Below are 20,321 nucleotides of genomic sequence, written 5' to 3'. Positions count from 1 at the left end.
AGGATAATTATGACGACTCTGCTTTATTAACCGGATGCGTTCATCAGGCTATAGCTGCGCGTGCTGCACAGCCGCGACACTACATGCAGGATGTGACACTCTCAAATGCTTTTCTGGTTAACTCTGGCTGACAGGTCGGCGGCACTTTCTTTGCGTTCGCTGTAACGGTCAACCAGGTATTCAGCATTGCCACGGGTTAACAACGTAAATTTCATCAGCTCTTCCATTACGTCGACAATGCGGTCGTAATAAGCGGAAGGCTTCATTCTGCCGTTTTCATCGAACTCCAGAAATGCCTTGGCGACGGAGGACTGATTCGGGATGGTGATCATGCGCATCCATCGGCCAAGAATGCGCATCTGATTCAGGGCATTAAACGACTGTGATCCGCCACTGACCTGCATGATGGCAAGGGTTTTCCCCTGAGAAGGGCGAACAGCGCCTACCGATGTAACTTTTTAAATTTAAAACCAGCCCTTCAGCCCTTACGCGTAACGCAGAACTGCTCCATATAAGAGCAATGAAAGTCATCTTGTGGTGCAAGTTATCACTTTTATTCATAGGTTCGTTTACCTTCTTCTCATTAATTCTCTAAAAATGTATAACATCAAAGCCCTGCCTGATTTCCTTCCGCGATTTCAACTGTGGCGTAGTAATTGCTTAATCAACTTGTCTATACAGGGTTGCACATTAGAATTTTTTTAGCTGTCTTTGTCTCTTCCCACACCAAGCGAGGAAATTATGTCACCTTCTCAGACCTTAACCGACTTCTTCAAAAGCAAACTGGCACTGGCCTGCTGCCTGAGCGTACTCGGTACCTTCAGCCTGAACACGTCAGCAATCGCGGCCGCGCCGGAAACCGGCACGTTCAAAATGGGGATCGAGCCCTGGCTGGGCTACGGCCAGTGGCACGTTGCACAAAGTCAGGGCATTTTTAAACAACAGGGGCTGGAAAAGGTCGATATCATTAATTTCGCCGAAGATAAAGACATCAACGCCGCCTTAGCCAGCGGCCAGATCGACGGTGCAAACATTGCCACGCACACCGCAATGGCGATGGTCTCAGCCGGTTTACCGGTCAAAATCGTGCTGTTGCTTGATCAAAGCGAAACCGCAGACGCCCTACTGGTCGGTAAAGACATCACCACGCTCAAAGATCTGAAAGGCAAACAGGTGGCCTTTGAAGAAGGCACCACCAGCGACATTCTGCTGCACAGCGCGGTTAATGCCGCAGGGCTGAAATGGAGCGATATCACGCCGGTACCGATGCCCGCTGATTCTGCAGGCAGCGCGCTGATCGCCAAACGCGTAACCGCTGCCGTGACTTACGAACCCTACATTTCTGCCGCGAAAAAACAGGATCCGTCGCTGAAAATGCTCTACAGCGGGTCTTCTGACCCCGGCCTGATTGGCGATGTGCTGGTGGTCCGTGATTCCGTGCTGAAAGAAAAACCGGGACAGATCGCCGCGCTGATTAAAAGCTGGGATGCCGCTCTGACCCATTATCAGGCCAATACCACGGCAGATCGCGCGATTATCGCCAAAGCCGTTGGCGCAACGCCTGCTGATCTGGAAACCGCGTTTGACGGCGTCAAATATTACTCGCTGGCAGAAAACAAACAGGTACTCAGCCACACCTTCGCTGACCAGACTTTTACCCACGTGTTGAAAGCCGCCACCGCCGCCGGTCTTATTCCTAAACCGGTGACCGCCGCTGAGGTGATTGACGCCAGCTTCGTGAACAGCCTGCCATGAGCTCGCGTCGAAAACCGCTCAATCTGATGGTGATTGGCCGCCTGCCGTCGCGCAAATTGTTCGTCGGCATTGCGGTCACGCTGTTCATTATCCTGTTTATGGCCTGGGGACTGGCAACAAGCAGCGGCGCGATCCCGCCAATTTTCCTACCCAAACTGACTGATGTCTGGCTGAAAATGGTCAGTCTGGCGCAGGACGGTACATTGTGGAGCGACATTAAAAGCAGCCTGTACCGCATCAGTATCGCCTTCGCGATCTCCTCGGTGATGTCGATTGTGATTGGCGTACTGGCGGGTTGTTACGGCTTCTTCAAAGCGCTGACCGAACCGCTGGTGGATTTCATTCGTTATATGCCGGTGGTGGCGTTCGTGCCGCTGACCATTCTGTGGACCGGCACTGACGATGTGCAGAAATTCCTGATCATCTGGATTGGTACCTTCTTCCAGCAGGTACTGATGGTGATCGACGCCGTGAAACGAGTGCCTGGCGATTTTGTCGGCTTAGGCCGCACGTTAGGCATGCCGGATCGCAAAATCTTGTTCCGTATCGTCTTACCCGGCGCGCTGCCGGGTATCTGGGACGCCCTGCGCATCAGTCTCGGCTGGGCGTGGACGTGGCTGGTGCTGGCCGAACTGGTGGCCTCCACCTCCGGGCTCGGTTACCGCATCGTGGTGTCACAACGTTTCTTCCAGACTGACACCATCATCGGTTACATCCTGCTACTGGGCATTCTGGGTTTAATCAGTGATCAGATCATGCGTGCCCTCGAGCGCGTGCTGTTCCGCTACAACAAGAGGCGCGTCTGATGTCGGTGTTAACCATTTCCCATCTGCACAAAAGTTTTCAGGTTGGCAAGCAAACGCGCGAAGTGCTGCATGACATCAGCCTGACGCTGGCGGATAACGAATTCGTCTCGGTGGTCGGTACGTCCGGTTGCGGCAAAAGCACTTTATTGTCGATTGCCGCAGGGCTTGAAGATTACGACAGCGGCGACGTTCAGGTGGATGGCAAAACCATTCGCGGCGCGGGTATCGACCGGGGCGTGGTGTTTCAGTCATATACCCTGCTACCGTGGCTGACAGCGCGGCAGAACATTGAGTTCGCGCTGAAAGCCGCCGGATTCAGCCGGACCGAATGCCGTGAAAAAGCCGAACAGCATCTTGAGCTTGTTCAGCTGATGCCGTTTGCCGACGCCTGGCCTGCGGAGCTTTCCGGTGGCATGAAACAGCGTGTTGCCATCGCCCGTGCACTGTCTTACCGCCCTAAAATCTTGCTGATGGATGAACCCTTTGGCGCGCTGGACGCCATGACCCGCCACCAGATGCAGGAATTACTGACCGGCATCTGGGAGCAACACCGGCTGACCGTCATGTTCGTCACGCACGATATTGAAGAGGCGGTTTACCTTTCTGACCGCATCGTGGTGATGGGCCCCGGCACGATCGCGGCGACTTACGACGTGCCGTTACCGCGTCCGCGCCGTGAGGAACTGATCGCCAGCCCGGAATTCACCGACCTGCAACGCCAGGTTCTGCACACTATTCGCAGCGGCCATCCGCACGCTGCGCTGGCCTGATAACCGGAGATTGACCATGTCTGCACCTTTCCAAGCCGTAACTTTTCACGATCTGAGCGGTTCTTGCGAACTGCCCGCAGAGCTGTTCAAACGCACGGAAGCCGATTTGTCGTTTTTCACTGAACGCGTCGCGCCGATCATCGAAGCCGTACGTACCGAAGGCGATGCCGCCCTGCGCCGTTTTGCGCGTGATTTCGATGGCGTCACCGCGCCGCATATGAGCATTCGGGCAGAAGACACGGAATTCGAAACCGCGTTTGAACGCCTCGATCCGAAAGTCGTGGAATCGATCCGTTTCGCCGTCGAAAACGTCCGCGCTTTCCATGAAGCGCAGAAACCGGAAGACATGTGGATGAAAGAAATCCGCCCCGGTGCATTCGCCGGTGACCGCCATGTCCCGATCGATTCTGTCGCCTGTTACGTACCGCGTGGCAAAGGCTCATTCCCAAGCGTGTTACTGATGACCACCATTCCGGCCGTTGTCGCGGGCGTAAAACGCGCCATTGTCATCACCCCGCCGGGTCCTGACGGCAAAGTCGATGACGCCACCCTGGTGGCTGCGCGTCTTGTCGGCATCACTGAAGTCTACAAATGCGGCGGCGCACAAGGCGTGGCAGCCGTGGCATTCGGTACCGGGACCGTGCCTAAATGTCTGAAAATTGTCGGTCCCGGCAGCCCATGGGTGGTCGCGGCCAAGCGTCAGCTCTCCGGCCTTATCGACCCGGGTATTCCGGCCGGGCCAAGCGAAAGCCTGATCCTCGCCGATGACAGTGTGGACGGCGCACTGGCGGCGCTGGATCTGATCATCGAATCAGAGCATGGTCCGGATTCTTCAGCCTATCTGGTCACCAACAGTCGTCGCGTGGCGGAACAAGCCATCGCCGCATTGCCAGGCTACTGGGCGCAGCTTGATGAAAAACGCGCCGGATTCTCACAGGCGGTATTGTGCGGAACCCACGGCGGCGTGGTACTGACAGCAGATTTCGCCGCCGCCGTTGAATTCGTTAACCAGTACGCGCCGGAGCATCTGGAAATTCTGGCCGAAGAACCGATGGCCGTGATGGGAAAAATCCGCAATGCCGGTGAAATCCTGCTCGGTAATTACACGCCGATCACGCTGGGGAATTTCGTTCTCGGACCCAATGCGGTTTTACCGACAAACGGTGCGGCAAAAACCGTCGGGCCACTGTCCGTTTTCGATTACATGAAACGTATATCTGTGGGCTATGTCACCCGCGAAGGCTATCAGCCGCTGGCCGATAAAGCACACGCCTTTGCGTTGTATGAAGGATTCCCCGGCCACGCGCTGGCGGTATCGGCTTTACGCACTGAGATCATCAACAAAAAAGGCCAATAACGATGAGCAATATGACGGGCAGTGAACCACTGGCCGCGCAGGCGCGTCAGTTAGTGCAGGCGGGAAAATGGCAACAGGCGGCGGACGTTTTGCGCCAGCTCATCGGCGAAGTCACTGGCGTGACAGCCGGTCAACTGACCATCAACCGCGACCAGTACAGCCTCAACTCCCTCAACGGCACCGTCACCCTCGATGATGGCCGCGCGCTTTTCTTCAAATATCATAATGAAGAAGGCGAGGATAAAACCATTGAGGAGTATTACAACGCGGAACTGCTGCGGGAAAACGGCTTTCGGGTGGACGTGCCGGTGTACGCCTGTGGCGAGCCAGGACGTCAGATCCTGATGTACACATTGCGCCATGACCGGCGGATGGCGGACATCTGCCGCGATATTGAACAGCAGCAGGCGTGGGATCAGGAAGCGGAAATCGAAGAGGCTCAGCGCCGCGCAGACCGCGATATTCTGATTCACACCCTGCCGACGCTCAAACCCGGCTCAGTCAGCGCGGTGGCGGCCGAACCTATCCATCAGCTGTTCTACCACCGGCTGATTTCTCCGGAAAACCCGGAAATCACCGCGGGTTTTGGTGGGCGCGTGGCCCGTTTTTACGTCGGTAAAACCTTCCGGCTGGAAGATGAGGAGCTGGAATGGCAGACACTGAGCAACCTGCGCTGGGTGATCAACGGCGTGACCTATCAGCACAGTCTGCGACAATTATTCAGTGAAGCCGGGATCCGGCTGGCACCGGCGGCGCTGGCCGACCACGGCGTGGTCATCGCGCACGGTGACGCACACAATGCCAATGTCTGGTACGACACCACGGAAGAAATCCCGCAACTGGTCAGCTTCGACCCCGCGTTTGCCGGTCGTCATATTCCGGCGCTGCTGGCTGAAATTAAAGCCACGTTCCACAACATTTTTGCCCATCCGCTGTGGCTGTATGAGCCTTCACGCTGTGGCGAACTCTACAAAGTGACGGTGATGCGCCGCGGCGACACGTTATATGTCAATCATAACTGGCAGTTAACCCCGCTGCGCACCGCTTTCTTACGCGATAAAGGCGAGGAGTACTGGCAGCCGTTACTGGCGCAACTTGCCCGCCGCGGCTGGCTACCGCCCCACTGGCAGCGAATCTTCCGTCTCGCTATGTTCTGCTGTCCGACGCTGGTGCTGGATTTACGCGCCGGTGGGTTCAGCGGCCATACTCCTGCCAGTTCAGCGCTTGGGCTGGCCATCGCCATGATGCTGGGAAGCGAGCCGGTTGAAGATACCGATGAATTCAGCGACTGGCTGGCGGGGATCAGCCCGGCAGGGAAACCGCTATGACACCCTCTTTTTCCCTGCAACGTTTCTCGCTGCAAGGCAGGCGGGTACTGATCACCGGCAGTTCACGCGGCATTGGTCAGGCCCTGGCTTCAGGTATGGCACAAGCCGGAGCCGGAGCCAGCGTCATTGTCTGCGGGCGTGATATCACCACGCTGAATATCGTCTGTGAACACATCCGCCAGCAAGGCGGTGACGCCACACCGCTGGTGCTGGATGTCACACAGCCCGCCACCTTTACTGCCGCATTCGCCTCCTTGCCCGCGCCGCCGGATGTGCTGGTTAACAATGCCGGTACTGAACAGTTATGCCCGTCGATGGATGTCGACGAAGTGCTGTGGGACCGCATTCTGACCACCAATCTTAAAGGCGCTTTTTTCTGCGCTCAGGCCGCAGCACGTCTGATGGCGGAAAACGGTGGCGGCAGTATTCTGAACTTGTGTTCCCTGACCAGTCAGGTCGGTGTGCCTGGCGCCGCACCCTACGGCGCATCGAAATCCGCGCTGGTTGGCCTGACACATACGCTGGCGACGGAGTGGGCATCTAATAATATTCGCGTAAACGGCATCGGGCCGGGATATTTCAAAACAGACCTGACGGCGGCGTTTTATGACAACGCCGCCTGGTGTCAGCAGATGCAGGCGAAAATTCCGCTCGGCAGATTTGGCGAACTGGAAGATCTGATCGGCGCAGCGGTGTTTCTAAGCAGTTCCGCTGCGGCTTATATCACCGGACAGGTGCTGTATGTGGACGGTGGATATTTAGCGGGGATCTGATGTCAGACCGGACATCGAAGCGGTTCCCTCATTTCGGTTTTCGAGCCCAAGGTCTCGAAACGCCCGCACGATCTAACATTCAACGGCAGGATGATTTTCATCTTTTTAGAAAAATTGATTGGCGTGCTCAAAATTCAGCTGAACGGAGCGGCTTCGAGACCTATGGCTCGAAGACCGAGAGAAGGCAGTGCGAAGCACCTGGATTTGCGCCACTCGCTAATGCGTCGGAACATGTCCGTCGTGCCTGCGATAGCGTGCAGTGAAAGAGCCGGAGATTCTTAAGAGGCGCGGCGATAGGCGCCTCTTAAGGCCAGTTTGGGTGGCAACCCAAGGTTTTGGTTTTGGTTTTGATTTTGATTTTGAAATTTCTCCCCTTTCCAACAGGCATCAAACCCGATCCGCCATGGCCTCTACCCGCGAAATCGCCTCATACAGTGCCTCTGCCGTCACATGTCCCGGCATATTTTCCATATCTGGCGCGTGCAGAGAGGCTTTCACGATGCTGTCGAGTTCTTCGGCATTCAGATCAGCGATTTCACTCAGCCGTAGCGGAACGGCGCAGGCCTGTGCCAGTTTCACCGCTTCCAGCAACTCTTCGTCGCTGCGGTTTTCCAGCGCCAGCAGGCACAGGTTGCCGAAACCGACCAGCAGGCCGTGGCCGAATTCGCGGGTTTTATCGCAGACGGTGAAACCTTCATAGATGGCATGGGAAGCGGCGGCGTGCGCCCCGCTGCTCATCAGGGATGTCAGGCCGGCGAACATGAAAATAGCGTCGAGCACCTGATCCAGCTCAGCATTCGGTTTACCGGCGCGGACGGCGTCGCAGGCCGCCGGGCCGTAAGATTCAATCAGGTCATAGCAGATCCGGCTGTTGGCGCTGGAAGAACGCGCGACGCCGCTCAGCGGGCCGTGATGACTACTGATGGCACGGAATTCATACCATTTTGCCAGTGTGTCGCCCAGCCCCGCCGCCAGCCAGCGTAGTGGGGCAACGGCCAGAATGTCGCTGTCGATGATCACCGAAGCCGGTGCCTGTGGCAGCGGGAATAAATCCCGAAAATGCCCGTCGTCGTGATAACGGACAGTCAGCGGCGTGACCGCGGCGCAGGTCGCGGCAATCGTCGGAATCGTCACAACCGGCACATTGGTTTCCACGCCAACGGCTTTGCAGGTATCAAGAGATTTGCCGCCACCCACACCAATCACGATATCGGCTTTTTTATCTTTAACGATTTTCGCCAGGCGGCTGATATTGCCTTCACTGCTCTCACCACCAAACCACTCGCTGCCAACCAGTTCTACCGCGCAACCTTCCAACTGATGGCGGATTTTATCCCCCGCGGCAGCCAGCGCCTGATGCCCGCCAATCACCAGCGCACGGGTGCCCAGTAGCGCGCAAATATCACCAAGCTGAGAAATAACGCCGGGGCCGCGCAGGATCTGCGCCGGGAAGATAATATTCTGTGCCTGCATAACTGCCTCTCCTTGATAGTTGTCTCTGACGGGTCTGATGAAAACGCTCTCAGAATGCTTTAATTATTTCTTCAAACCGTTATGGCTGGCGGCGCAACAAATGCGGCCCCAACTGACTGACCGAGGTACAACCAAGCTGTGCGATTGTCCGGTCAACTTCCTGCAAAATAATCTCCAGTGCTCGTTGCGCGCCAGCTTCACCGGCTGCGGCGACGCCGTACAACATCGGCCTGCCGAGCAGCACCGCATCGGCACCCAGCGCCAATGCTTTCACCACATCAGTGCCACGGCGGAAACCGCTGTCGATAAGAATTGTCGCCTGCGCACCGCAAAGCTGGCGGATTTCAGGCAGCACTTCCATCGCACTCACCGAACCATCAAGCTGACGCCCGCCGTGGTTTGACAGCACAATGCCATCAGCGCCGCTCGCCAAAGCAAGCCGTGCATCTTCCGGCGCCAGGATCCCTTTGATCAACAACACGCCCTGCCACTGGCTGCGGATCCAGCGCAGTGTTTCCCAGTTCAGACGGGTATCCATCTGCTCTGAGAAGTAGCTCGCTCCGCCCGCACCACGTTGTTTATCCGCCGGAACATAAGGTTTCAGATTGCCAAAACCCGGCATCCCTGCAGGCTTTAACGTTCGCCAAACCCAACCCGGATGCAGCGCGACGTCAATCATGCTCAACAGCGATAATTTCATCGGCCGCCGGTAATTGCGTTTATCTTTTTCGCGGTTACCAAAATGCACCGCATCGACCGAGACCACCAGCGTGGTACAACCGGCCGCTTTCGCACGATCCAGCAAGCCGGTCGTGACAGCCCGGTCTTTCAGCACATACAGCTGAAACCAATGCTGCGGCAGTTTTTGTGCCGCGATCTCTTCAATCGATGCAGTTGAAACCGTGCTCTGGATATAGCCGATACCCGCACGTTTAGCCGTGCGGGCCAGCATCGCATCCGCGCCGTAACGTAGCATGCCGTTATAACCGGTCGGTGCAATCAGTAACGGCGCAGAAAGCCGCTGCCCGCACAGCGTGACGGACAAATCGCGCTGGCTGGAATCGTTCAGCACCGGTGGAATAAAGCGCCAGCGGGCGAAGATCGCACGGTTATCTTTCAGCGTTTGTTCATCGTCTGCCCCGCCTTCAACATAACTGAACGCAAAACGCGGCAAGGCGCATTTTGCCTGCTGGCGTAAATCGTCAATGTTCAGCGCAGCACGTTTCACGCTTCTCCTCCCGTCAGAATGCGTTTCAGGCTGTCGATAAACTGCCGGTTATCCTTTTCAATGCCGACGGACACACGGACCCAGTTTTCATAACCGATTTCACGCCAGGGTTTGATAATCACACCATATGTGAGCAGGCGTTGTGCCAGCTCTATGGACGGGCGGCCGCAATTGAAGAACAGGAAGTTGGCATGGGATGAGGCGACGTTAAAACCGAGTGCAGCAAGTTCCCCCGCCATGCTCTTACGTTGTGTTGTAACCAGTGCAATGCTGTCGCGGACATGCTGTTTATCCTGCAACGCCGCGATGGCTGCCACCTGTGCCGAACGGTTAATATTGAAAGGCGTGCGCACCCTGTCCAGCAAATTAACCAGTTCAGGATGGCTGGCTAAACCGTAACCTACCCGCAGTCCGGCCAGTCCGTAGGCTTTCGAAAAAGTCCGCAGCACAATCCACGGCCGTGACTGTTCAGCCAGCATCCGTAGGCTGTCAGGGTAATCGGTGTCGTTTTCACAATATTCGAAATAGGCTTCGTCAATCACCAGCACACAATCCGCCGGAGCAGCATTAATAATGCGGGCGAATCCTTCACGGTTGAGCATGCAGCCCACCGGATTGGACGGATTACTGAAAATCACCATTTTAGCCGGGGTAGACAGCGCGGTTTCCCAGGCAGCAATATCGAACTCCTGCCGTGCATTGACACCGACCATCGTGACATCGGCCCCCATCATGCGCGGGAAAATTTCATGCAAACCAAATGAGGGGATCAGCGTAACCACACGGTCACCGGGATTGAGAAACGCCAGCGCCAGCATATGCAGGATGTCTTCAGAACCGTTGCCGATAACAATATTTTGCGCCGCCACACCGGTATCCGCCGCCAGCGCATCACGCAGTGCCGCACTCGATGCATCCGAATAAATCGCGCTGAAACGGGCATCCGCTTCTAACGCGGCCACCACCTGCGGGCTGGCACCCAGCGGGTTTTCATTGCTGGCCAGTTTGGCAATATGGGCAACGCCATATTTTTTCTGCACGGCATCGGCTGAAAGCCCGGCGTTATAAACGCCCAGTGACCGTGATGCGGGTCTTGCCAGGTTTTTCAGAACCTGTTGCTGGTGATCAAAAGCTGAATCAAGAACTGCCAGATCTGAAGCCATTACTCACCTCACGCTGTTGGTATGCTCCCGAGTATGCCGTAAATCTGCAGCGTTTTACGCCAATTTTTGCAGCATTTTCCGAATGATTTAGATACAACACGGGCAACGGCCTGCACCAGTGCCCGTGAGGTTTGTACAATTTAATTACGTGATATATTAATCACTTACCCTAATCACTTTCAGATCATCGGCAGATTCAGGTGATTGCGTTCAGCGCAGTCTTTCGCCTGCTCATAGCCCGCATCAGCATGACGCATCACACCGGTTGCCGGGTCATTCCATAGCACCCGTTCGAGGCGGGCATCCGCTTCTTTGGTGCCGTCAGCCACAATCACCATTCCGGCATGTTGCGAGAAACCCATTCCGACGCCACCGCCATGATGCAGACTGACCCAGGTCGCGCCGCCTGCCGTATTGAGCAAGGCGTTCAGGAGCGGCCAGTCGGAAACCGCATCAGAACCGTCTTTCATCGCTTCAGTTTCACGATTTGGAGAGGCAACCGAACCGGTGTCGAGATGGTCACGCCCGATAACCACCGGTGCTTTCAACTCACCGTTGCGGACCATTTCATTGAATGCCAGACCGGCAATATGACGTTCGCCCAGCCCCAGCCAACAGATACGTGCCGGTAACCCCTGGAAGGCAATGCGCTCGCGCGCCATATCCAGCCAGTTGATGAGGTTGGCGTTATCAGGGAACAGTTCTTTCAGTTTGGCATCCGTTTTGTAGATATCTTCCGGATCGCCGGAAAGCGCCACCCAGCGGAACGGGCCTTTACCTTCACAGAACAGCGGACGGATATAAGCGGGCACAAAGCCCGGGAAATCAAAAGCATTTGCCACGCCTTCGTCTTTGGCCACCTGACGGATGTTATTGCCATAATCGACAGTCGGAATGCCCATCGCATGAAAATCGAGCATGGCCTGAACGTGTTTGGCCATTGATGCACGGGCAGCTTTCATCACCGATTGCGGATCTGCCTGACGCGCGTCCTGCCATTTTTCCAGGCTCCAGCCCTCCGGCAGATAGCCGTTCAGCGGGTCATGTGCCGATGTCTGGTCAGTAACGATATCCGGGCGCAGACCGCCTTGTTTGGCACGGGCAACCAGCTGCGGCATCACTTCTGCGGCATTACCCAGCAGGCCGACAGAGATGGCTTTTTTCTCGGCGCAGGCTTTTTCAATCATCGCCAGCGCTTCATCAATGCTGTGTGCTTTGTAATCGAGGTAACGGGTACGAATACGGAAATCGATGCGCGATTCCTGACATTCAATTGCCAGTACGCAGGCTCCGGCCAGCACGCCCGCCAGTGGCTGGGCACCGCCCATGCCACCCAGACCGGCAGTCAGGATCCATTTGCCACGCAGGTCACTGTTGTAATGCTGACGCCCTGCTTCGGCGAAGGTTTCATAAGTACCCTGCACGATGCCCTGGGCACCGATGTAAATCCAGGAACCGGCAGTCATCTGGCCATACATCATCAAACCGGCTTTATCCAGCTCATGGAAGTGATCCCAATTTGCCCAGTGTGGAACAATGTTGGAGTTGGCAATCAGCACACGTGGCGCGTCGGTATGGGTGCGGAACACCCCCACCGGTTTGCCGGATTGCACCAGCAGCGTTTCATCTTCGCGCAGTTGGCGAAGGCTCTCGAGAATGCCTTCAAAGGCCGGCCAGTTACGCGCGGCTTTACCGATGCCACCGTAGACCACCAGATCCTCCGGGCGCTCAGCGACATCCGGATCGAGGTTGTTCTGGATCATGCGGTAGGCCGCTTCGATCAGCCAGTTCTGGCAGCTCAGTTTTGTGCCATGTGGGGCACGAACAACGCGGGCAACGGCAGTTTTTTGTGGCGTATTCATCGTCGTTTCCTTCTCTAAAATGGGTGTTCTATTCACAAATAATCGGGCAAAAGTGATCAGGAAAAGCTCGGCAGCAGGGCTTCAATCGCCGCCGGCCAGCGTTCACGGGAAGCCCACAGACGCATCATTTCTACGTCCGGTGCCATCAGGCGGTCTTTTTCCAGAAACGCGACCTTTTCACGGATAGCTTTCATTTCATTCTCCAGCGTCACTGAACTTTGTAGCGGACGATGGAAATCAATACCTTGTGCAGCGGCCATCGCTTCAATGCCCACCACCACGCTGGTGTTAAAGCACATGTCGCCCAGACGGCGGGCGGCGTAGGTTGCCATAGAGACATGATCTTCCTGATTCGCCGAGGTCGGCAGGCTGTCGACGCTGCCCGGATGCGCCAGCGATTTATTTTCTGACGCCAGCGCCGCAGCGGTAACCTGCGCGATCATAAAGCCGGAATTCACCCCGCTGTCACTGACCAGAAACGCCGGCAAACCGGAAAGCCCGGTATCGAGCAGCAAGGCCATACGGCGCTCGGAAATCGCACCGATTTCAGCCACGGCCAGCGCAATAATATCCGCAGCAAAAGCCACTGGTTCGGCATGGAAGTTACCGCCGGAAATCACATCGCCGTTTTCGGAAAACACCAGCGGGTTATCGGATGCAGCATTGGCTTCAATACGCAGAATACGGGCGGCGTGATGCAGGTTATCCAGACAAGCCCCCATCACCTGAGGGACACAGCGGATGGAATACGGATCCTGAACGCGGCCGCAATCAGCATGAGACGTGACAATGTCACTACCAGTCAGAATATTGGTAAGCGCAGCCGCCACGCCAATCTGTCCCAACTGGCCGCGGGCTTCATGTATGCGGGCATCCAGCGGTTTAATCGACCCTTTGATGGCTTCGAGCGACAATGCGCCAGCCACCAGTCCGGCAGAAAATACGCGTTCAGCTTCAAACAGGCCTGACAGCGCCAGCGAGGTAGAAACCTGCGTGCCATTCAGCAGCGCCAGCCCTTCTTTTGGCCCGAGTTCAAACGGCTTCAGACCGATGGTCGCCAGGCCTTCTTTCGCCGACATTTTTTCGCCCTGCGCAGTCACCTGACCTTCGCCAATCAGCATCAGGGAAAGGTGCGCCAGCGGGGCTAAGTCACCGGATGCCCCCACGGAGCCCTTCTCAGGAATGCACGGATACACACTGGCATTGAACAGGGAAATCAGCGCGTCAATCACCTCAATACGAATACCGGAGTGGCCGCGCGACAGGCTCAGCACTTTGGTGGCCATCACCAGACGGACGACATTATCCGCCAGATCCTTACCGATACCGACGCTGTGCGATAACACCAGATTGCGCTGTAGTTCCGCCAGCCGTTCCGCCGGAATACGCGTTTGTGCCAGTTTGCCGAAACCGGTATTGATGCCATAAACCACTTTCCCCGACTCAACAATGCGGGTGACCGTTTCCTGCGACGCCAGCACGCCTGCGCGGGCCTCCTCAGCCAGTTCAAGGCGGACATTGCCCTGATAAATCTTGCGCAACATCGGCAAGTCAACATGACCTGGTTGCAGGCGGCAAAGGGTTAACTCGGTGGATGAAGAAGCCATAATCTATTCCTGTATAGACAAGTTAAACCGGAAGTAAACCCAGCTAAGGACGCAGCCCGCCGGGTTTTTATGCATTACATGACAAATCTAAAATCTATTGTGTACCGCGCACGGGATCAGTGATCCATCGCCTGCATCGTTTCGGTACGAATTTCTTCAGTCACCCGTGCTTTCAGCGCCATAAATTCCGGCGACGTCTTCAGGGTGTAATCCCGTGGATGCGGGAAATTAACCGCGACTTCGGTTTTAATCCGCCCCGGACGGGCACTGAAAATGGCCACTTTATTGGCCATGAAAATCGCTTCGTCGATATCGTGCGTCACGAACAACACGGTTTTACGTGAGGATTCCCAAATCGATAACAGCAACTCCTGCATCATCACGCGGGTCTGGTTATCAAGGGCGCCAAAAGGCTCATCCATCAGCAGAATTTTCGGGTCGTTGGCCAGCGCACGGGCGATGGCGGTACGTTGCTGCATCCCGCCGGAAAGTTGACGCGGGAAGTGCTGCTCAAAACCCCGCAGCCCGACCTTATTAATAAAGTAGTCGCTGCGCTCTTTTTGCGCTGCCTGACTCACACCGCGTTCCTGCAAACCGAAACGGATGTTTTGTTCGACGGTCAGCCACGGGAACAAAGTGTAACTCTGAAAGACCATGCCACGATCGGCACCCGGGCCATCCACGAGTTCACCATCGAGCCACACTTCGCCACGCGTCGGTTGATCCAGCCCGGCCACAATGCGCAAAAGTGTCGATTTACCACAGCCTGAAGGCCCGAGAATGGTGATGAAGTCGTTTTCATCTACCTGATAATCCACTGGCAACAGCGCCTGTGTTTTCTCACCTTTCGGGCCGGTAAAAATACGTTCAACCTGACGGACACTCAGTTTCGGATAGCTCATCACAGTGAACTCCATACAAACAGGCGACGGTTGGCCGCTTTGAACAACAGATCAGAGAGCAAACCAATGCATCCGATCACAATAATGCCGAAGATCATTTGTCCGGTATTGAGCAGCGCCTGGCTGTTAACGATCATATGGCCGATACCGCTTGATGAGCCGATAAGCTCCGCCACAATGACGTAAGTCCACGCCCAGCCGAGCACGAGGCGGAGTAACTCGGCTATTTCCGGTGCAGCACCGGGGATAATCACCCGACGCACCACACTCTGATTGGTTGCACCCAAGGTATACGCGGCTTCCACCAGGTCCCGCCGGGCGGCTCCCACGGTCACCGCCACCATCAGGGTGATCTGAAAGAAAGAGCCGATAAAAATCACCAGTATTTTCTGCATTTCACCGATACCCGCCCACAGGATCAGCAGCGGCACAAACGCTGACGCAGGCAGATAGCGGCAAAATGACACAAACGGCTCGAAGAAAGCTTCAATCAGTTTATAAGAACCCATCAGGATCCCGAGCGGAACGGCGATGGCGCACGCCAGAATAAAGCCGCCCAGCACGCGCATCACCGTCATGCCGATATCGGTCGTAAAATCGAAATCGGTAAACAGTAAAATGCCTTCCTGCAACATGCTTGCCGGGCTGGCGAGGAATGTTGCAGAGACGAGACCGGTGAACGTCACCAGCGCCCATACGGCAAAAAACAGGACAAAGAAACAGACCCCGAGGAACCAGCGATGTCGCGAGGCGACGGGGCGCAAAGGCACCATCATCGGGTTATGCCAGACTTTTTTGCTTGCCGGCAACGGTGCCGGTTCGCGTAAGGCTGACGGCGAAGTAACGGGATGTTCTGCTGCCTGACTGACAGGACTGTTCATGTCTGGGTCCTTCATGGCTATTTCACGTACTTCGCGTCATATAAGGTGTTGATATCCGGCGTTTTGCGCAGAATTTTCATCTCAGTCAGCAGGCGCGCCGCTTCGTTGGTGAAAGTCACGATCTCACCGCTGAAGAATTTCTGGTTGGCCTCCTTGTCCTGCCAGCGCAGATAGCTCGATTCTTCTGCAAACTGTTTACCGGTTTCTTTCACCGCCGCACCCATGATTTCATTGGATTTTTCTGGCTCTTTCTTGATCATATCCAACGCTTCAAAGTAGCTATTCACCAGCGCCTGGGCGGCTTTGGGATTTTTTTCCAGCCAATCTGGCGTACAGCCCAGCGTGTCCATCACCATCGGATATTCCAGCGTAGTTGCCAGAATTTTGCCTTTATCCGGGCTCTGACGGATGTTGGATAAGTACGGTTCATAGGTCACTGCGGCGTCATTTTGCCCGGCAATAAAGGCATGCGCTGCCGCATCCGGCCCGAGAGTGGCCAGCTTGACATCTTTCATCGTCATGCCGTTCTTATCGAGGATCCACGCCAGCAGGAAGTAAGATGACGTGCCCGGCGCATCCACACTGATGGTTTTTCCTTTCAGGTCGGTAATTTTATTGATACCGCTGCGCACCGCGATACCGTCTGCACCGTAGGATTTATCCAGCTGTACGATTTGTTTAATCGGCACACCGCTGGCATTCCAGGTTAAATAGGTTTCCACTGTGGTCGCCGCACATTGCAGGGAACCGGAAGCGATAGCCAGATGGCGCGACTGCTGCGGTACCATTTTCAGCGTGACATCCAGACCGTTCTTTTTAAAGATGCCGGCTTTGTCCGCCAACGTCAGTGGCGCAAAGCCAGTCCAGCCAGAAATACCAATAGCAACCGGCGTATTTGCCGCCTGCGCCGCGCTGACAGCCACACTCGCCAGCGCCGCTGCCAGCCCTAACAAAGACACCGAACGTTTCAGTACAGCCCTGGAAATCATGTTGCTCATCTGCCACTCCTGCCAAAGTACCTGTCTCGGGGAATGCCTGTTGCAGTGAATCGCACAGACAAATTACGCTACTGACTCCGTTACTGTATAGTCTTGTCTATACAAGTCAGCCAGCAATATCTAAGCAAGCTTTATGCCAGTTCCTGCAGATACCGTTTTGCAACATTCAGCGTCAGTTATTGCGCATGTTGCGCCAACGATTGAATCAATTCAGTGCGCGCCATGCGTCATTTTAGCGCAGCCCCGGAAGGTATTTATCGGGTGATCGCCGCCCATAACAGCAGGCATTCGTGTTCCTGATTAACTGGCCTGAGAGTCACGGGTCCATTGTTTTTTTCAGCCGCTGCGTCAGACCAGTAATAGCCTTCGCCCGCACGCAGTTGCGTGCAATCCGCCAACTGCCACATTCCGCGAATAACATAAATCACCCCGCCGGTTTCACGCGTTATCGTGAGGTGTTCGCGGGCGGCAATCACCCTTGACGCATAATGGGTACGGCGCGTCATGAGGTTGAAGTCTGTCGTGACGCCGCCCATCAGGCGGGCGCTGAGCGCGATGTCACCGCTGAACGAAAACGGTTCACCGGTAACATCGAGCAAATGGTCGACGTCAGGCTGTGCCTGCAGATGCACGCCATCGCCACTGAGCAAGGTGATGGAGCGGTCAATGCCGGGAAATGCCGAGAACGGGCCGTCCTGCACGATGGTGGCAATGCTGGCGCGCCAGTCAAAATCACTTTTACCGGCAGGGAAACTGATGATTTCGCGGGTTTCACCACCGCCATTGCGCCACGGGCTGACCGGCAGACTGTCGAAGGAAAAGCGCTGCCAGCCGTTCATGCGACGTCCTGTGAAAGCTGACTGAGAAGCGCGAGGAAATCTGCCGCCGCAGCCTGCTGCTGCTCATGCTGACCGTTGATAATGCGCGGAATACCGCCAACATACACATCGCGGATCTGTCCGGCATTGCCGGCGAAAAGCCAGCGGTTGAGAAGCTCGCTGTTTTTCGCGGCGGCAAGATAAGGATCCTGCCCGTCGAGCACCAGCCAGTCGGCACGGTAGCCCGCAGAAAGCTGGCCGATAGCCGTGCCACAGGCCTGCGCACCACCCTGCAATGCCTGTGTATACAGCACATCACCCACAGAATTTTTCGCCGATGTGGTCAGCCGGTTACGTCGCTGATCGCGCAGACGCTGCCCGTATTCAAACCAACGCAGTTCTTCCACCACATTCAGGGAAACATGGCTGTCGGAACCAATCCCCCAGCGCCCTGACTGCGCCAAATAATCGACGCCGGGGAAGATACCGTCGCCCAGATTGGCTTCAGTCGTCGGACACAACCCCGCGACTGCCCCGCTGTTTGCCATACTCGCCAGCTCAAAACGATCAGCGTGAGTGGCGTGGATCAGACACCAGCGCGAATCAATATCCAGATTGTCATACAGCCAGGAAATCGGACGCTGCCCGCTCCAGCCCAGACAATCGTTCACTTCTTTCTGCTGCTCTGCGATATGTATATGCACTGGCAGGTTTTTGTCACCGGCCTGCAACACTTGCCGCATTTGCTCAAGCGTCACGGCGCGCAGGGAATGGAAGCACAACCCCTGATTTTGCAGGTGTTTCCCGCTGAGCTGTTTGCGGATGATCTCTTGCTGTTTCAGGTAACCGTCGGCATCCTGAATAAATCGTTTCTGCCCCGCCTGCGCGGGTTGCGCGCCAAATCCGGCGTAGCTGTAAAGCACCGGCAGCAGGGTCAGCCCGATACCTATTTGCAAGGCGACTTCACTCAGATGCGCGGTCATTTCACCGTGATCGGCATAAGCCTGACCGCTAATGTCATTGTGCAGATAGTGGAATTCCGCCACCTGCGTGTAGCCGCCCTTAAGCATTTCGATGTACAACTGACGGGCGATGATACCAACCTGTTCAGGCGTGAGGCGCTGCACCATGCGGTACATCAGGTCACGCCAGGTCCAGAAGCTGTCCTGCGGATCACCAGCGACCTCGGCCAGCCCGGCCATTACCCGCTGAAATGCGTGGGAATGCAGATTTGGCATGCCCGGAACCACCGGGCCAGAAAGAGGCAAACATCCCTGCGGATCGCTGTTTGGGATCACCGCCGTCAGCATTCCGGCTGCATCGACGTCCAGCCGCACGTTATGCGCCCAGCCATCAGCAAGTAAAGCGCGTGAAGTAAAATAAGCAGGCATGACAGCATTCCTGAGCAGTAAGAAGAAACATAAACGCAATTTAATGGAAACAATTGCAAAACTTTTAAGCGACTTGTCTATACATATACATATGCCTGATTGCGCTGTAAACTTGCAACAACCCTTTTTTTATAAATTTAGTTTCCCGTCACGCCCTTTCCCCTGGCTCCACTGATGGAAACTGCCGGGCAGACAGGTAAACTTTCCCAATATTTCTGGAAATTCGTTGAGTGAGGTAAAAAACATGTCGGAGCCCACGCCACTTTCGCAAAATGGTGCTGCACAGCATCAGGCTGTACAACAACAGGCCGTGTCGCAGCAGACATTGTCCGAACTGGCGGCCGCGATGAGCGACACGCCCGCACCGATTTATCAGCGGGTGAAACAGGCGATCATCAGCCAGATCCGTGCCGGTGTATGGAAACCGCATCAGCGCGTGCCTTCTGAAAGTGAGCTGGTCAATGAGATTGGCGTCAGCCGCATGACCATCAACCGTGCGCTGCGCGAACTGACCAGTGAAGGTTTTTTGATCCGCATGCAAGGTGTCGGCACGTTTGTGGCAGAAGCAAAGGCCTACACCCCGATGCTGGAAGTACACAACATTGCTGATGAAATAGCCCAGCGCGGTCACCGCCATGACAGCAAAGTTCTGGTGTGCGAAGCACGACTGGCCGACGCCGATCAGGCGCTGCAACTCGGTATCGCTACCGGCACAATGATGTTTTACTCGCAGATTGTTCACTACGAAAACAACGTGCCGGTGCAGATCGAAGACCGTTTTGTGAACCCGGAAACCGCCCCGGATTATCTGCAACGGGTGCTGAACAAGCAGACGCCCTATACGTATCTGATGGAAATCGCGCCGCTGACGGCAGGTGAACATCGCGTTGAAGCGATCAGTGCCAGCGATGAGCAACGCGAATTGTTGCAACTGAAAGAACATGAGCCATGCCTCCTGATCCATCGCCGGACCTGGAGTGGCAGCCGCGTGGTGACTTCCGCGCGCCTGATTTATCCCGGTTCCCGCTATCAGTTATTTGGACGTTTCACCAGCCACGGCTGATTCCGGCACACCTTAATGGCGGCGTTGAACGGCCGCTATCTCTTCGTTCAACTTTTGGAAGACGTCTCGTAATAAGAAAAAACTATCGCTGGCTGCCTTGCCGGTTTCGTGGTTATGCGTTAGGTTGACTTTAGTTGTCTATACAA

At 55.6% G+C, this 20,321-nt stretch carries 17 protein-coding genes and 1 pseudogene; 7 read left to right on the top strand and 11 right to left on the bottom strand.

Annotated elements, in window-relative coordinates:
• Positions 1-101: 101 nt before the first annotated feature.
• Positions 102-449 (bottom strand): annotated as a pseudogene (locus IEV89_RS02785) (NAD(P)H-dependent oxidoreductase); the annotation flags it as partial.
• A gap of 292 nt (positions 450-741) precedes the next feature.
• Between IEV89_RS02785 and IEV89_RS02780 the strand changes: the two are divergent.
• From IEV89_RS02780 to IEV89_RS02755, 6 genes are read left to right on the top strand one after another with little or no spacing between them, the layout of a single operon-like run.
• Positions 742-1,755, top strand: a complete 1,014-nt coding sequence (locus tag IEV89_RS02780; RefSeq protein ID WP_188470161.1) for an ABC transporter substrate-binding protein — start codon at positions 742-744, stop codon at positions 1,753-1,755.
• Positions 1,752-2,561 carry an ABC transporter permease gene (locus IEV89_RS02775; RefSeq protein WP_188470159.1) on the top strand — a complete coding sequence of 270 codons (810 nt, stop codon included), beginning with the start codon at positions 1,752-1,754 and terminating at the stop codon, positions 2,559-2,561. Before IEV89_RS02780 ends, IEV89_RS02775 begins: the two co-directional genes overlap by 4 nt.
• On the top strand, positions 2,561-3,331 hold the full coding sequence (locus IEV89_RS02770) for an ABC transporter ATP-binding protein (protein WP_188470157.1): 771 nt from the start codon (positions 2,561-2,563) through the stop codon (positions 3,329-3,331). The genes IEV89_RS02775 and IEV89_RS02770 overlap by 1 nt, the downstream gene beginning before the upstream one ends.
• Positions 3,332-3,347: 16 nt before the next feature.
• Positions 3,348-4,688, top strand: a complete 1,341-nt coding sequence (hisD, locus tag IEV89_RS02765) for a histidinol dehydrogenase (protein WP_188470155.1) — start codon at positions 3,348-3,350, stop codon at positions 4,686-4,688.
• A gap of 2 nt (positions 4,689-4,690) precedes the next feature.
• Positions 4,691-6,016, top strand: coding sequence for a hypothetical protein (locus IEV89_RS02760; RefSeq protein ID WP_188470153.1), 1,326 nt, complete (start codon positions 4,691-4,693; stop codon positions 6,014-6,016).
• The gene (locus IEV89_RS02755; RefSeq protein ID WP_188470151.1) at positions 6,013-6,789 is read left to right on the top strand and encodes an SDR family NAD(P)-dependent oxidoreductase; all 777 of its coding nucleotides are present in this window, start codon (positions 6,013-6,015) and stop codon (positions 6,787-6,789) included. The genes IEV89_RS02760 and IEV89_RS02755 overlap by 4 nt, the downstream gene beginning before the upstream one ends.
• A gap of 387 nt (positions 6,790-7,176) precedes the next feature.
• Here IEV89_RS02755 and IEV89_RS02750 read toward each other — a convergent pair whose 3' ends face one another.
• From IEV89_RS02750 to IEV89_RS02705, 10 genes are all read right to left on the bottom strand, one after another.
• Positions 7,177-8,262: an iron-containing alcohol dehydrogenase family protein gene (locus IEV89_RS02750; RefSeq protein WP_188470149.1), complete on the bottom strand. Its 1,086-nt coding sequence runs from the start codon at positions 8,260-8,262 to the stop codon at positions 7,177-7,179.
• Between the two features lie 79 nt (positions 8,263-8,341).
• The gene (locus IEV89_RS02745) at positions 8,342-9,490 is read right to left on the bottom strand and encodes an alpha-hydroxy acid oxidase (RefSeq protein WP_188470147.1); all 1,149 of its coding nucleotides are present in this window, start codon (positions 9,488-9,490) and stop codon (positions 8,342-8,344) included.
• Positions 9,487-10,653 carry a histidinol-phosphate transaminase gene (gene hisC, locus IEV89_RS02740; protein WP_188470145.1) on the bottom strand — a complete coding sequence of 389 codons (1,167 nt, stop codon included), beginning with the start codon at positions 10,651-10,653 and terminating at the stop codon, positions 9,487-9,489. Before hisC ends, IEV89_RS02745 begins: the two co-directional genes overlap by 4 nt.
• 179 nt (positions 10,654-10,832) lie before the next feature.
• Entirely contained in the window at positions 10,833-12,515 is a 1,683-nt protein-coding gene (gene hutU / locus IEV89_RS02735) for a urocanate hydratase (RefSeq protein ID WP_188470143.1), read from the bottom strand.
• Between the two features lie 56 nt (positions 12,516-12,571).
• Positions 12,572-14,122: a histidine ammonia-lyase gene (gene hutH, locus IEV89_RS02730; RefSeq protein WP_188470141.1), complete on the bottom strand. Its 1,551-nt coding sequence runs from the start codon at positions 14,120-14,122 to the stop codon at positions 12,572-12,574.
• Between the two features lie 116 nt (positions 14,123-14,238).
• A complete protein-coding gene (locus tag IEV89_RS02725) occupies positions 14,239-15,024 on the bottom strand; it encodes an ABC transporter ATP-binding protein (RefSeq protein ID WP_188470139.1) in 786 nt (261 codons plus the stop codon).
• Entirely contained in the window at positions 15,024-15,905 is an 882-nt protein-coding gene (locus IEV89_RS02720; protein ID WP_188470137.1) for an ABC transporter permease, read from the bottom strand. Before IEV89_RS02720 ends, IEV89_RS02725 begins: the two co-directional genes overlap by 1 nt.
• Positions 15,906-15,922: 17 nt before the next feature.
• Positions 15,923-16,903 carry an ABC transporter substrate-binding protein gene (locus IEV89_RS02715; RefSeq protein WP_188470135.1) on the bottom strand — a complete coding sequence of 327 codons (981 nt, stop codon included), beginning with the start codon at positions 16,901-16,903 and terminating at the stop codon, positions 15,923-15,925.
• A 254-nt stretch (positions 16,904-17,157) separates the two neighbouring features.
• Positions 17,158-17,742: a HutD/Ves family protein gene (locus tag IEV89_RS02710; protein ID WP_188470133.1), complete on the bottom strand. Its 585-nt coding sequence runs from the start codon at positions 17,740-17,742 to the stop codon at positions 17,158-17,160.
• Positions 17,739-19,112, bottom strand: a complete 1,374-nt coding sequence (locus tag IEV89_RS02705) for a formimidoylglutamate deiminase (protein ID WP_188470131.1) — start codon at positions 19,110-19,112, stop codon at positions 17,739-17,741. Before IEV89_RS02705 ends, IEV89_RS02710 begins: the two co-directional genes overlap by 4 nt.
• A gap of 244 nt (positions 19,113-19,356) precedes the next feature.
• On the opposite strand from IEV89_RS02705, the gene hutC reads away from it, so the two are divergent.
• Positions 19,357-20,175, top strand: coding sequence for a histidine utilization transcriptional repressor HutC (gene hutC, locus IEV89_RS02700; protein WP_188470129.1), 819 nt, complete (start codon positions 19,357-19,359; stop codon positions 20,173-20,175).
• The last annotated feature ends 146 nt before the right edge of the window (positions 20,176-20,321 follow it).

The sequence above is a fragment of the Hafnia psychrotolerans genome, from assembly GCF_014639435.1.
Lineage (GTDB): Bacteria > Pseudomonadota > Gammaproteobacteria > Enterobacterales > Enterobacteriaceae > Ewingella > Ewingella psychrotolerans.
The sequence above is the reverse complement of the archived record's forward strand: the minus strand, read 5'-3'. Positions and strand labels throughout refer to the sequence as shown.

Coding starts and splice junctions, on each gene's coding strand:
- hisD (WP_188470155.1), top strand. CDS start 3,348: ATGTCTGCACCTTTCCAAGCCGTAACTTTTCACGATCTGAGCGGTTCT.
- IEV89_RS02725 (WP_188470139.1), bottom strand. CDS start 15,024: ATGAGCTATCCGAAACTGAGTGTCCGTCAGGTTGAACGTATTTTTACC.
- hutH (WP_188470141.1), bottom strand. CDS start 14,122: ATGGCTTCTTCATCCACCGAGTTAACCCTTTGCCGCCTGCAACCAGGT.
- IEV89_RS02780 (WP_188470161.1), top strand. CDS start 742: ATGTCACCTTCTCAGACCTTAACCGACTTCTTCAAAAGCAAACTGGCA.
- IEV89_RS02715 (WP_188470135.1), bottom strand. CDS start 16,903: ATGAGCAACATGATTTCCAGGGCTGTACTGAAACGTTCGGTGTCTTTG.
- IEV89_RS02770 (WP_188470157.1), top strand. CDS start 2,561: ATGTCGGTGTTAACCATTTCCCATCTGCACAAAAGTTTTCAGGTTGGC.
- IEV89_RS02720 (WP_188470137.1), bottom strand. CDS start 15,905: ATGAACAGTCCTGTCAGTCAGGCAGCAGAACATCCCGTTACTTCGCCG.
- IEV89_RS02760 (WP_188470153.1), top strand. CDS start 4,691: ATGAGCAATATGACGGGCAGTGAACCACTGGCCGCGCAGGCGCGTCAG.
- IEV89_RS02705 (WP_188470131.1), bottom strand. CDS start 19,112: ATGCCTGCTTATTTTACTTCACGCGCTTTACTTGCTGATGGCTGGGCG.
- hutC (WP_188470129.1), top strand. CDS start 19,357: ATGTCGGAGCCCACGCCACTTTCGCAAAATGGTGCTGCACAGCATCAG.
- IEV89_RS02775 (WP_188470159.1), top strand. CDS start 1,752: ATGAGCTCGCGTCGAAAACCGCTCAATCTGATGGTGATTGGCCGCCTG.
- hisC (WP_188470145.1), bottom strand. CDS start 10,653: ATGGCTTCAGATCTGGCAGTTCTTGATTCAGCTTTTGATCACCAGCAA.
- IEV89_RS02750 (WP_188470149.1), bottom strand. CDS start 8,262: ATGCAGGCACAGAATATTATCTTCCCGGCGCAGATCCTGCGCGGCCCC.
- hutU (WP_188470143.1), bottom strand. CDS start 12,515: ATGAATACGCCACAAAAAACTGCCGTTGCCCGCGTTGTTCGTGCCCCA.
- IEV89_RS02710 (WP_188470133.1), bottom strand. CDS start 17,742: ATGAACGGCTGGCAGCGCTTTTCCTTCGACAGTCTGCCGGTCAGCCCG.
- IEV89_RS02755 (WP_188470151.1), top strand. CDS start 6,013: ATGACACCCTCTTTTTCCCTGCAACGTTTCTCGCTGCAAGGCAGGCGG.